The organism is Ruminococcoides sp., from assembly GCF_057037865.1.
The window spans coordinates 253,763-267,225 of sequence record NZ_DBLZMS010000002.1 but is presented as its reverse complement, the minus strand read 5'-3'; the positions used below and the strand labels follow the sequence as shown (position 1 = coordinate 267,225).

Sequence of the window (13,463 nt, the reverse complement as noted above, 5' to 3'; positions counted from 1 at the left end):
CGTAATGGGAATGAATGATACACCGTCGTCGGAACGACTACACATCGGATTTTTCGGCAGACGAAATGCAGGAAAATCAAGCGTTGTGAATGCGGTAACAAATCAAAATATGTCGCTTGTATCGGACAAAAAAGGCACAACAACCGATCCTGTGGAAAAGACAATGGAGCTTCTTCCGCTCGGTCCTGTTGTGATAATCGACACGGCAGGCTTTGATGACGGAGGAACTCTCGGCACAATGCGTGTTGAACGCACAAAAGCCGTGCTGAACCGTGTTGACATTGCCGTGCTTGTGGTTGACGGAACAATCGGAATGACTTCGGTTGAAAACGAACTTGTATCGCTTTTTGAGGAAAAGAAAATTCCGTATCTTATTGTGTTCAACAAATGCGATTTGCTTGACAATACAACTGACGGTAAAATCTTTGTAAGTGCAAAAAACAACACGAATATCGAACTTTTAAAGGATAAAATCGCAAAAGTTGTAAACGCACAAAAATCCGATAAAAGGCTTTGCGGTGACCTTGTTAATAAAAATGACTTTGTTGTGCTTGTAATCCCGATTGACTCCGCCGCCCCCAAGGGCAGAATAATTCTTCCGCAGCAGCAGGTTATCCGTGATTTGCTCGACAGCGGAGCAATCCCCGTTTGTGTGCGTGAAAGCGAACTTGCCGATACTCTGAAAAATCTCGGTACAAAACCAAAGCTCGTCATAACCGACAGTCAGGTATTTAAGCCTGTTTCAGAGATTGTGCCGAACGATATCAAACTGACCTCGTTTTCAATTCTTATGGCGAGGTACAAGGGGTTTCTGAAAACTGCCGTAAACGGTGCAAGGGAAATTGAGTCGCTTAATGACGGTGACAAAATTCTCATCAGCGAGGGTTGCACTCATCACAGGCAATGCGATGACATCGGCACGGTAAAACTTCCCCGATTGCTGAAAAATTACACGGGTAAAAATTTTGAAATCGTGACAAGCTCAGGCAAAGACTTCCCAAATAATTTGTCGGAATTTTCACTTGCAATCCATTGCGGTGCGTGTATGCTCAATTCAAGAGAGATAATCAGCCGAATGAACCGTTCGATTGAAAGCGGAGTTCCGTTCACAAACTACGGAATCGCCATAGCCTATATGCGTGGAATTCTCGACCGTTCAATTGAAATGTTTGATGAATAAAATAAAAATTCGGTATGTAAAAATACACACCGAAACAGATTGACATATTAAAAAATTGATGTTAATATATAAGTAAGGAAACGGCTTGAGCTGTTTCGCTATTCAAAACTAATTATTTTTTATAACCGTCTTGTATGGCAGTACAGGGCGGTTATTTCTTTATGCATAAAACTATAATAGTTACTAACAAAGTAAAACAGATTATGTATTCCACGCAAACACCCCCTTTCATAAGGGTAGTCTTGCGACCGCCGCCAGTGGCGGAAAAAGGGAGCATAGCGCTGTCTGAAATAACGAGTATAAGGAAGTGCATTTATGCACAACGAAATACGACTATATTTCAGACTGGACAGCCGCCGCCATTTCCTTACAGAGTTATTTTAACAAATATATTGTTTGTTTTCAAGACGGAAGTTTGTGTTTTGTAAAATAAAATCGGCATGCAAACACACACCGAAACAGATTGACATAATTAAAAATTGATGTTAATATATAAGTAGGGAAACGGCTTGAGCTGTTTCGCTAGTACAGTTTAATTGTTTTTCAACAACCGTCTTGTGCTGCAACACAGGGCGGTTATTTCTTTATGGTGAACACATACATTGTTTATGTTCAAGTGCTGATTGTATATTACATAGCATCTGTAAATTTGCAATATTATTCTAATAAAGGCAATCCTACTTTACCGTAAGATTGCCTTGCTTTTATGCTTTGTGATTTTCTCTTAAATCTGTTCTCTTGATTTTTCCGCTGATTGTTTTTGGAAATTCATCGACAATTTCAAGGTGCTGAATCCACTTGTAGCTTGCCATACGCTTGTTGCAGAAGGTTTTGATTTTGTTTTCAAGCTCCTTATCATGCGGTGCGCCGTCTGTCATCTTGACAATCGCCTTAATTGCCTGACCTCTGTCTTTGTCCGGAACACCTATAACCGCACATTCAAGCACATTCGGATATTGCATAAGAACATTTTCAACTTCAAACGGACCTACTCTGAAGCCTCTTGTTTTGATAAGGTCATCGGCTCTGCCGACATACCAGAAATATCCGTTCTCGTCTTTATATGCCGTGTCGCCCGTGTGATATACACCGTGTCGCCACACCTTTTCATAAAGATTTTCGTTGTTATAGTATGTGATGAAAATTCCGTGCTGTTTTCTGTCCTTTGGGGGGAATACAACAACTTCGCCTACTTCACCCTGCTTAACCTCGTTGCATTCATCGTCAACAATTCGTACATCATAAAGCGGAGTAGGCTTGCCCATTGAGCCTGCAATCGCCTTGTCCCCTTTGAGATTTGCAAGCATAAGAACCGACTCGGTTTGACCGAAGCCCTCGCAAAGTTCAATTCCCGTCTGCTTAAACACCTCTTCAAAAACTTCATTGTTGAGTGCCTCGCCTGCTGTCGTAAGGTGAGAAAGTGCAGAAAGGTCGTACTTGTTCATACCCCTTTTAATGAAGTATCTGTAAACTGTCGGCGGTGCGCAGAAGGTTGTAACCTTGTACTTTTCCATTATACGCAACAGCTTGCCCGGAGAGAATTTGTCAAAGTCATAGACCATAACGGCTGAACCGCAGAGCCATTGACCGTAGATTTTGCCCCATGACGCTTTTGCCCAGCCTGTTTCGGCAACGGTGAGGTGAAGTCCGCCGTCTTTTACACATTGCCAGTATTTTGCCGTGATAATGTGTCCGAGTGTGTAGATATGATTGTGTTCAACAGCCTTAGGATAGCCTGTTGTGCCTGAGGTGAAGTAAATTACCATAGGTTCTTCTGCTTTTGTTTCAACTCTTTCAAGGGTATCGGGAGCGTTTTCAACTTCTTCGGTAAAATCAACCGCACCGAAAATTTGCTTTCTCGGAACAAAAACGGTTTCAAGCGTGTTCGGCTGAGATGCAACCGCAAGCATATCTTCGGCGGTAGTTTCATCGGGAGTGCAGACAGCTGCCTTTATCCCTGCCGTGTTAACACGATACGAAATGTCGCTTTGAGTCAGAAGATTTGTTGCGGGAATAATAACCGCACCAAGCTTGTGGAGTGCAGGGGCAACATACCAGTATTCGTAGTTTCGTTTCAGGATAACAAGAACCTTGTCACCTTTTTTAATGTCGTGATTTCTGAAAACATTTGCAGCCTTGTTACTCAGTTTGCTGATGTCGGAGTATGTGAAAATCTTTTCCTCTTTTTCGGGATTTGTCCACACAACTGCCGTGTCATTCGGCACAAGTTCTGCCATTTTGTCAACGACATCATAGCCAAAATTATAGTTTTCGGGAAACACAAGTTCAAAGCCTGTCAGTTTTCCGTTTTCGTCGGTAGTTTCTTTACAGAAATTTTTGTATAACTGCATTTTTTACATCCTTATTTAAGTCGTTTTTTTGGTTTGTCTTTTCAATTAATATTGTATAACACAAACCCTTTTATATACAATACCGCCCATTATGAAAAAACACGGACTAAAATTTATAATTATTCATCCACGGAATGTAGCTATCCAAATTTGCATAACACTATCCGCATATCGGCATATTGTGAATAACAGGAGCAAATTATTAACATTTTCAACACATTTATTCACATATCGTTTCAAGGAGTTGAAAGCCGTAAATCTGAATATTATACAGTTTTTGAACGGCAGAACGGTGTGATGATACCCTGTTCTACAAATTTGCTTTTTTGCTTGCAATCGGATAAATAAAATATTATAATATAGGTTACAGTCTTGTTTCAAAAAGGTAACAGACTGACAGAGTTAAAGAGAATAAAGAAATAAAAATAGAAACAAAACATTTCAGAGGGAGAAATATATATGAGAATAGTTGTTCTTGCAGGCGGACTGAGCACAGAGCGTGAAGTTTCAATTTCATCAGGCACACTTGTTGCCGAGGCTCTCAGAAGCAAGGGACACGAGGTTGTTTTGCTTGATGTATTTATGGGCTATGAGGAAAACATCTGTGACATTGACGCACTTTTCAAGCAGAACTACAGCTTTACCGACGGAAATTCAATCGGTGACGATGTTGAAAATACAATCACAAATATCAAAGAGGCAAAGGAAAATCGCCTTGACAAAACATCACGCTATATCGGCAGAAATGTAATTGAAATCTGCGCCGAGGCAGACATCACCTTCCTTGCACTTCACGGCGGTGAGGGTGAAAACGGTCAGTTACAGGCAACGCTTGATTTGTTCGGAATCAAGTACACAGGTTCGGGATATCTCGGTTCTGCGCTTGCAATGAACAAAGGTCTTACAAAGAGCGTGTTTATGCAGAAGAATATCAACACTCCGTCAGGTGAACTTTACAAGAACGAAAAGGACGCTCTTGCATGGAATATGTTCCCGTGCATCGTTAAGCCATGCTCGGGCGGTTCAAGCGTAGGCGTTTCAAAGGTTGAGAATGCAGATCAGTATAAAAAGGCTGTTAAAGAGGCTCTCAAATATGAGGACGAAATTGTTGTTGAGCAGTTCGTAACAGGCAGAGAATTTTCCGTCGGTCTTATCGGCGGCAAGGCACTTCCGCCGATTGAGATTGCTCCTAAGTCGGGAATGTACGATTATGCCGCAAAATATCAGGCAGGCGCAACAGTTGAAACCTGTCCGGCAGACATTGACGAAGAAACCGACAAAAAGCTCCGTGATGCCGCAACAGAGGCATACGAGGCACTTCACCTTGAAAGCTATGCACGAATCGACTTCCTTCTTGACAAGGGCGGTTTTACATACTGCCTCGAGGCAAACACTCTCCCCGGCATGACTCCCACAAGCCTTCTTCCTCAGGAGGCGGCTGTTGAGGGTATAAGCTATCCCGATTTGTGCGAAAAGATTATTGAAATTTCACTTGCAAAATATCCCAAAGAAAAATCTGATTTTTAATAAGAGGTTAGTATGAAAGACTTTACTCTTGCCGAAATCGCAAAGGCTTGCAACGGCGAATATGTCGGCGACGAATCGCTTAAAAACACAAAAATAACCTCTGTTGAGCGTGACAGCCGACAGGTGAAGAACGGAAGTCTGTTTCTTGCCATAAAGGGCGAGCGTGTTGACGGTCACGATTTTATCGAAAAATGCTTTGCGCAGGGTGCTGTGTGTGCATTGTGCGAGAAAGCTCCCGAAAATGCGACAAAGCCTTGCATTGTCGTTCCCTCAACACTTGATGCCGTTAAGAAAATCGGCAGGGCATACAGAGAAAAATTCGACATTCCCGTTATCGGAATTTCGGGCAGCGTCGGAAAAACCTCTACAAAAGAAATGCTCTATGCCGTTCTTTCACAGAAGTTCAAGACCCACAAAACACAAGGCAATCTCAATAACGAGCTCGGTGTTCCGCTAACGCTTCTTTCAATGCCCGAGGATACCGAGGCGGCTGTTATCGAAATGGGTATTTCCGATTTCGGTGAAATGACAAGACTTTCCGAAATGGTTCAGCCCACAATCTGCGTGCTTACAATCATCGGCGAATGTCATCTTGAAAATCTCGGTGACCGTGACGGTGTTCTCAAGGCTAAAACAGAAATGTTCAAAAATGCCCGTGAAAATGCAGATTTCATTCTCAACGGCGATGATGATAAGCTTTCAACCGTTAAGACCGTAAACGGCAAAAAGCCTGTTTTCTTCGGACTTGACGCAAAGAACGATTTTTACGCAAAGAATATAAAAAACAGCGGTGACGGCAAGGTTCTTGCAACACTCTGTTTTGACAATAATAATATTGATGTTGAAATTCCTGCAATCGGCACATATATGGTAACAAATGCTCTTGCGGCTGCTGCCGCAGGCAAGCTTCTCGGACTTACCGATGAAGAAATTGCAAACGGTGTCGCCTCGTACAAAACAGTAGGCAGTCGTGCCAATGTTATCAATACAGGCAAAATCAAAATCATTGACGATTGCTACAATGCAAATCCGACATCCGTCAGAGCATCTCTTGACACACTTTGCAACCTTGACGGCAGAAAGGTTGCAATCCTCGGCGATATGAAGGAGCTAGGAAGTGAGGAATTGAAACTTCACTTTGACACGGGTGTTTATGCAAAATCAAAGGGCATCGGTACGGTTATAACCGTAGGCGAGCTTGCAAAGGAGCTTGCAAAAGGTGCAGACGGCAAAGCGTTTGACACAATCGAAGATGCAAAACCCGAAATTCTTAAAACAATTAAAAGCGGAGATGTTGTGCTTGTTAAGGCATCACATTCAATGCAGTTTGAAAACATTGTTGAGTTTCTCAAACAGAATTTTTGATTTACCGCAAAAAAATGTTGACAAATCAAAAATACAGTCATATAATTGTCTTATAAAGAAAAAAACCTGTGAGCAAGAATAGTAGGTTTTTCCAAAGCTTTCAGAGAGTCAGCGGTTGGTGTAAGCTGACAGCAGAGGACTTGCCGAATGGACTTGTGAGGGCGGGCCGAAAGCCTTTTGGCAAGTAGTTTCCGACGGAGCTCAACCGTTAAAGTGAGAGGCATATGTTAGTATGCTGTTAAAGCGGGCGTTTATCGTCAATTTGGGTGGTACCGCAGAAGTTGATTTTTCAAGACTTTTGTCCCTTGTGGGGACAAAGGTCTTTTTTGTTTATGTTTAAAACTTTTACCAAAGAAAGGTTGGTGTACGATGATTAAACCGTCTTACGATGAGGTGCTGAACCTCAAGGACAATTACAGCGTTATTCCGATTTACAAGGAAATCTACGCTGACGCATTTACCCCGATTAACCTGCTCAGAAAAATTGCAGGAAAATCCGACAAATTCTTTCTTCTTGAAAGTATCGAGGGCGGTGAAAAGTGGGCAAGATATTCATTCATCGGATTCAACCCCAAGGCAAGGCTTTCGTACAAAAACGGAACTCTCACTGTTACGGGCGAGGGTGCAAGAGTTGTTAAAACAGCAAAGCCGTATGACGCTCTCCGTGAGTATCTTGCCGATTACAAAACTCCGCATTTTAAAGACATTCCACCGTTCACAGGCGGTCTTGTCGGCTATTTCGGTTACGCAATGATTTCTGTTGCAGAGCCTGTTTTAAAGCTCAAAAGAGGAGATACAAACGATTTTGATATGATGCTTTTCGACAAGATTATAGCCTACGATCATCTTAAAGAAAAACTCATTATCATTGTTAATATGAAAACAAACGACACCAAGGCGCAGTATGAACTTGCCAAAAAGGATATTGCAGAGATAATTTCGACAATCACATCTCCCGAACCCCTTCCAAAGCTTGAGAGTGACGGGAATGTTGAATTTACAAGCACATATTCAAAAGAAGAATTCTGCAAAATGGTTGAGAAAACCAAGGAGTACATCTTTGACGGCGACATCTTCCAATGTGTTGTTTCAAGAAGATTTGAGGCGGATTACAAAAATTCCCTCATCAATGCATACAGAGTGCTGAGAAGTACAAACCCGTCACCTTATATGGTTTATATGTCAATTGACGGTGACGAGATTATAAGCACCTCTCCCGAAACACTTGTAAAGCTACAGAACGGAGTGCTTAACACATTCCCGATTGCAGGTTCTCGTCCGAGAGGTAAAACAGATACAGAGGACAATGCCCTTGCAGACGAGCTTATTCACGATGAGAAGGAGCTTGCAGAGCATAATATGCTCGTTGACCTCGGACGAAACGACATCGGAAAAATCTCCGAATTTAATTCGGTTAAGGTTACAAAATATCAGGAGGTTCTCCGCTATTCAAAGATAATGCACATTTGCAGTGAGGTTGAGGGCAAGCTCAAGGACGGACTTGACGCTTTTGATGCAATCGAATCCCTCCTCCCTGCCGGCACACTTTCGGGTGCCCCGAAAATCAGAGCCTGTGAAATCATTGAAGAGCTTGAAAGAACTCCCCGAGGTGTATACGGCGGAGCACTCGGATATGTTGATTTCAACGGCAACCTCGACACCTGTATCGCTATCAGAATGGCGGTCAAGAAAAATGACAAGGTTTATGTTCAGGCAGGCGCAGGCATTGTAGCCGACAGCGTTCCCGAAAGCGAATACGAGGAAACCTACAACAAGGCTCTTGCTGTTATGAATGCAGTTAAAAATGCAGGGGAGGTAAATGCTTTATGATACTTTTTATTGATAACTACGACAGCTTTACCTACAATCTTGTACAGTTCTGCGGCAGCGTAAATCCCGATATCAAGGTTGTAAGAAACGATGAAATAACAGTTGACGAAATCAAAAAGCTTGCTCCTTCCCACATCATCCTTTCGCCCGGCCCCGGCTATCCGAAAGATGCCGGAATATGTGAGGAGGTTATAAAGGAGCTTGCAGGACAGTTTCCGATTCTCGGTATCTGCCTCGGTCATCAGGCAATATGCGAGGTTTACGGTGCAACAATCGCCCACGCAATAAAGCTTATGCACGGCAAAAAGAGCGATATCATTGTTGACACAAGCAAGAAAATTTTTAACGGACTTCCAAAGGTTGTTGAGGGTGCAAGGTATCATTCGTTGATTGCGAAAAGAGATACGGTTCCCGACACACTCGAGGTAATCGCCGAAGACCGTGACGGCGAGGTTATGGGAGTTAAGCACAAGGATTTTGAGCTTTACGGATTGCAGTTTCATCCCGAATCAATTCTCACCTCATACGGTATGGAAATGATAAAGAATTTTATTACACTTTGCAAATAACACGGAAAGGATTGAAGTTTTATGATTAAAGAGGCAATAAAAAAGTTGGTTGCAGGCAATGACCTCACTTTTGATGAGGCGGCACAGGTTATGGACGAAATGTTCTCAGGCACAGCAACGCAGTCGCAGATGGCGGCATATCTCACAGCCTTGAGAATCAAGGGTGAAACAATTGACGAAATTACCGCAAGCGCACAGGTTATGAGAGAAAAAGCACTCCACATCAAGCCTAACCGTGATGTACTCGATATCGTCGGCACAGGCGGCGACGGTACAGGCACATTCAATATTTCAACAACAGCGGCATTTATAATTGCCGCCGCAGGAATCCCCGTTGCAAAGCACGGCAACCGTTCAATGTCAAGCAAAAGCGGTTCGGCAGACTGTCTTGAACAGCTCGGAATCAACATCAACATCACTCCCGAAAAGAGCGAAGAGGTTCTTAACAAGGCAGGCATCTGCTTTATGTTTGCACAGGGCTACCATTCATCAATGAAGTATGTAGGTCCTGTCCGTAAGGAAATCGGAATCAGGAACATTTTCAATGTTCTCGGACCTCTCACAAACCCTGCAGGCGCAGACCTTCAGGTAACGGGTGTGTATTCTGAGGCTCTTGTTGAGCCGATTGCACAGGTTTTTTCAAACCTCGGTGTTAAGAAAGGCTATGTTTTCTACGGCATGGACGGCATGGACGAGGTTACTCTCACAACAACAACAAAGGTGTGTGAGATTGACAACGGCAGGTTCAACACATTCATTCTCAATCCCGAAGATTACGGTCTTAAACTTTGTGCACCCGAGGATCTTGCAGGCGGTGACGGCAAAGAAAATGCTGAAATCACAAAAGAAATTCTCAGCGGTGAAATTAAGGACGCAAAGCGTGATATCGTTGTTCTCAATGCCGCACTCGGACTTTGCACAGGCGGCAAGGCAGATTCAATTCAGGACGGCATAAAACTTGCAAACGAAATTATCGACAGCGGCAAGGCTTATGCAAAGATTGAAGAATTTGCAAAGGCTTCCAACGAATAAAGGTGACACAATGATACTTGAAACAATTGCAGATGCAAACAGAGTAAGATATGAAGAAATCGAAAAGCAAGTTCCGCTTGAAGTGATAAAGCAAAAAGCACTTTCAATGGAAACAGACAATGAATTTCCGTTTGAAAAGGCGCTTGCGGGCAAGGATATTTCATTTATATGCGAGGTCAAAAAAGCGTCCCCGTCAAAGGGAATTATCGCAGAGGATTTTCCCTATGTTCAGATTGCCAAGGATTATGAAAATGCAGGCGCAAGTGCAATTTCCGTTCTGACAGAACCGAAGTGGTTCAAGGGCGAAAATGCTTTTCTTGAAGAGATTTCAAAGAATGTAAGTATTCCGCTTTTGAGAAAAGATTTCACAGTTTGTGAATATCAGATTTATGAGGCAAAGACAATCGGTGCGTCAGCCGTACTGCTTATCTGCTCACTTCTTGACACGGACACAATCAGAAGATGGATTAAGCTTTGCGACTCTCTCGGACTTTCGGCACTTGTTGAGGCTCACACAGCCGATGAGGTGTATTCCGCAATTGCCGCAGGAGCAAGAGTTATCGGTGTAAACAACCGAAATCTTCGTGACTTCACGGTGGATATAAATAACTGCACAAAGCTCCGTAAGCTTGTTCCAGACAACATTATTTTTGTTGCCGAAAGCGGAATCAAAACACGGGACGACATCAAGGTGCTTGAAAACGCAGGAGTAAACGCAGTTCTCATAGGTGAAACCCTTATGAGAAATCCCGACAAAAAAGCCGCACTTGACGAATTGTCGGGCAGAAAATAAAAAATTGATTTATAAGCCGTGTGCAAAGCACACCAATGATATAAAAGTAATTAAGGGGAATTAAGATGACAAAAGGAAAATTCGGTATTCACGGCGGACAGTTCGTTCCCGAAACGCTGATGAATGCAATTAATGAATTTGAAGAGGCATACAACAGGTACAAGGACGATCCCGAGTTTGTTGCAGAACTCGACACACTTATGCGTGAATACGCAGGCAGACCGTCACTTCTCTATTATGCCGAAAAAATGACAAAAGACCTCGGCGGTGCAAAGATTTATCTTAAGCGTGAGGACTTGAACCACACAGGTTCACACAAGCTCAACAACTGCCTCGGTCAGTGCCTTCTTGCAAAGAGAATGGGCAAAACAAGAGTTATTGCCGAAACAGGCGCAGGTCAGCACGGTGTTGCAACGGCAACCGTAGCCGCACTTTTAGGACTTGAATGTGAAATCTTTATGGGTAAAGAGGACACAATCCGTCAGGCTCTCAATGTTTACAGAATGAAGCTTCTCGGTGCAAAGGTCAATGCCGTTGAAACAGGCACAATGACTCTTAAAGATGCCGTAAACGAGGCAATGCGTGAATGGACAAACAGAGTTTCCGACACACACTATGTTCTCGGCTCGGTAATGGGACCGCACCCGTTCCCGACTGTTGTCCGTGATTTTCAAAGCGTAATCGGCAAGGAAATCAAGTCACAGATACTTGAAAAGGAAGGCAGACTTCCCGATGTTGTTATGGCTTGCGTAGGCGGCGGAAGCAACGCAATGGGCGCTTTCTATGAGTTTATCAAGGATGAAAATGTAAAGCTTATCGGCTGTGAGGCAGCAGGCCTCGGCATAGATACTCCAAAAACTGCCGCTACAATCGCAACAGGTACACTCGGCATCTTCCACGGCATGAAGTCGTACTTCTGTCAGAACGAATACGGTCAGATTGCTCCCGTATATTCAATTTCGGCAGGTCTTGACTATCCCGGTATCGGTCCCGAACACGCAAACCTTGCCGACATGGGCAGAGCAAGCTATGTTCCCGTTACAGACGAAGAGGCTGTAAACGCATTTGAATATCTTTCGAGAACAGAGGGTATCATCCCTGCAATTGAAAGCGCACACGCAGTTGCACATTGTATAAAAATTGCCCCGACAATGGACAAAGACAAGATTATCGTAGTCAACCTTTCGGGTAGAGGCGACAAGGATGTTGCAGCTATCGCAAGATACAGAGGGGAGGATCTCCATGACTGATATTAAATCTGCATTCCAAAACGGCAAGGCGTTCATCCCGTTTGTAACAGCGGGTGATCCCGATCTTGAAACAACAGAAAAGCTTCTTATTGAAATGAGCAAAAACGGTGCCGATATCATCGAAATCGGTATTCCGTTTTCAGACCCGATTGCCGAGGGTGTTGTAATTCAGGAGGCTGACCTCCGTTCTCTTTCGGCAGGCACAACAACAGATAAAATCTTTGATATGGTAAAGCGTATCCGTCCGCAGATTGACGCCGTTCTTGCCGTTATGACCTATATGAATCCGATTTTCGTATACGGTACGGAAAGGTTTATGGCAAAGTGTCAGGAGTGCGGAATCTCCGCAATTATCGTTCCCGACACACCGTATGAAGAAAAGCACGAGCTTACCGATTACAGCGAAAAATACGGCATTGATGTAATTTCTCTCATCGCTCCTACATCTCACGAGAGAATCAAGATGATTGCAAAAGAGGCAGAGGGCTTTGTTTACTGCGTTTCATCAATGGGCGTTACAGGCGTAAGAAGTGAAATCACAACCGATGTAGGCGAAATGGTAAGACTTGTTAAGTCTGTAAAGGATATTCCGTGTGCAATCGGTTTCGGCATTTCAACTCCGGAGCAGGCAAAGAAAATGAGCGAAAGTGCAGACGGTGTTATCGTTGGTTCTGCAATCGTGAAAATTATTGCAAAGTACGGCAAAGACAGCGTTAAGCCTGTTTGCGACTATGTTAAAAGTATGAAGGAAGCGATTTCGTGAGTACACTCGAAGAACTTCAAAGCGTAATTGACAAAAGCAAAAGAATAGTATTTTTCGGCGGTGCGGGAGTTTCGACAGAAAGCGGAATTCCCGACTTCCGAAGTGTTGACGGTCTGTACAATCAAAAGTACGATTATCCGCCCGAGCAGATTCTCAGCCACACATTTTTTGTTCACAAAACAAGCGAGTTTTTCCGCTTTTATCGTGACAAAATGCTCTGCCTTGACAAAAAGCCGAACAAGGCGCACTATAAGCTTGCAGAGCTTGAAAAGGCAGGAAAGCTTTTGGCTGTTGTCACCCAGAACATTGACGGACTTCATCAGGCGGCAGGCAGTAAGCGTGTTTATGAGCTGCACGGAAGTGTTCTTCGCAACTACTGCACAAAGTGCGGCAAGTTCTATGATGCAGAGTTTATCAAGAACTCTGCCGATATTCCCAAATGCACTTGCGGAGGTATCATAAAACCCGATGTTGTGCTTTATGAAGAGGGACTTGACGACAGCACGGTTACGGGCGCGGTCAATGCAATTTCAAAGGCTGACACGCTGATTATTGCCGGCACAAGCCTCACTGTCTATCCGGCGGCCGGGTTTATCCGTTATTTCGGCGGCGATAATCTTGTGCTTATCAACCGTGATCCCACCCCAATGGACAAGAACGCAAATCTTGTGTTCCATGAAAAAGTGGGAGAATTGCTTGACAAAATTACCGTAAACATATAAAATTTATGCGGCGGGAAAATTTCTGTTATTTTTCTGTTACAGCATATAGATAAATGAAAAAATCAATACACAAGATGTTGT

Annotated in this window: 11 protein-coding genes and 1 other annotated feature; of the genes, 10 read left to right on the top strand and 1 reads right to left on the bottom strand. The window is 43.5% G+C overall.

The window, feature by feature from the left end:
* The first annotated feature begins 4 nt into the window (after positions 1 to 4).
* Positions 5 to 1,180, top strand: a complete 1,176-nt coding sequence (gene hydF / locus AC2HW8_RS02985; protein ID WP_484327132.1) for a [FeFe] hydrogenase H-cluster maturation GTPase HydF — start codon at positions 5 to 7, stop codon at positions 1,178 to 1,180.
* A 704-nt stretch (positions 1,181 to 1,884) separates the two neighbouring features.
* Here hydF and AC2HW8_RS02980 read toward each other — a convergent pair.
* Entirely contained in the window at positions 1,885 to 3,531 is a 1,647-nt protein-coding gene (locus tag AC2HW8_RS02980; protein ID WP_484327131.1) for an AMP-binding protein, read from the bottom strand.
* A gap of 459 nt (positions 3,532 to 3,990) precedes the next feature.
* Here AC2HW8_RS02980 and AC2HW8_RS02975 point away from each other — a divergent pair, with 459 nt between their 5' ends.
* The 9 genes from AC2HW8_RS02975 to AC2HW8_RS02935 all read left to right on the top strand — a co-directional run bounded on the left by AC2HW8_RS02975 (position 3,991) and on the right by AC2HW8_RS02935 (position 13,382).
* Positions 3,991 to 5,058, top strand: a complete 1,068-nt coding sequence (locus AC2HW8_RS02975) for a D-alanine--D-alanine ligase family protein (protein ID WP_046431080.1) — start codon at positions 3,991 to 3,993, stop codon at positions 5,056 to 5,058.
* A 12-nt stretch (positions 5,059 to 5,070) separates the two neighbouring features.
* Entirely contained in the window at positions 5,071 to 6,423 is a 1,353-nt protein-coding gene (locus AC2HW8_RS02970; RefSeq protein WP_484327130.1) for a UDP-N-acetylmuramoyl-tripeptide--D-alanyl-D-alanine ligase, read from the top strand.
* 59 nt (positions 6,424 to 6,482) lie between these two features.
* Positions 6,483 to 6,732 (top strand) — a binding site (T-box leader).
* A 60-nt stretch (positions 6,733 to 6,792) separates the two neighbouring features.
* Positions 6,793 to 8,253 (top strand): anthranilate synthase component I, encoded by a 1,461-nt coding sequence (gene trpE / locus AC2HW8_RS02965; RefSeq protein ID WP_117522393.1) that lies wholly within the window; start codon positions 6,793 to 6,795, stop codon positions 8,251 to 8,253.
* A complete protein-coding gene (locus AC2HW8_RS02960) occupies positions 8,250 to 8,822 on the top strand; it encodes an anthranilate synthase component II (RefSeq protein ID WP_484327129.1) in 573 nt (190 codons plus the stop codon). The genes trpE and AC2HW8_RS02960 overlap by 4 nt, the downstream gene beginning before the upstream one ends.
* Positions 8,823 to 8,843: 21 nt before the next feature.
* A complete protein-coding gene (trpD, locus tag AC2HW8_RS02955; RefSeq protein WP_101070852.1) occupies positions 8,844 to 9,854 on the top strand; it encodes an anthranilate phosphoribosyltransferase in 1,011 nt (336 codons plus the stop codon).
* 10 nt (positions 9,855 to 9,864) lie between these two features.
* Positions 9,865 to 10,647: an indole-3-glycerol phosphate synthase TrpC gene (trpC, locus tag AC2HW8_RS02950; RefSeq protein WP_015523048.1), complete on the top strand. Its 783-nt coding sequence runs from the start codon at positions 9,865 to 9,867 to the stop codon at positions 10,645 to 10,647.
* A 65-nt stretch (positions 10,648 to 10,712) separates the two neighbouring features.
* On the top strand, positions 10,713 to 11,897 hold the full coding sequence (trpB, locus tag AC2HW8_RS02945) for a tryptophan synthase subunit beta (RefSeq protein WP_484327128.1): 1,185 nt from the start codon (positions 10,713 to 10,715) through the stop codon (positions 11,895 to 11,897).
* Complete coding sequence (trpA, locus tag AC2HW8_RS02940; RefSeq protein WP_484327127.1) at positions 11,890 to 12,660, top strand: tryptophan synthase subunit alpha; 771 nt, start codon at positions 11,890 to 11,892, stop codon at positions 12,658 to 12,660. The genes trpB and trpA overlap by 8 nt, the downstream gene beginning before the upstream one ends.
* On the top strand, positions 12,657 to 13,382 hold the full coding sequence (locus AC2HW8_RS02935; RefSeq protein ID WP_484327126.1) for an NAD-dependent protein deacylase: 726 nt from the start codon (positions 12,657 to 12,659) through the stop codon (positions 13,380 to 13,382). The genes trpA and AC2HW8_RS02935 overlap by 4 nt, the downstream gene beginning before the upstream one ends.
* The last annotated feature ends 81 nt before the right edge of the window (positions 13,383 to 13,463 follow it).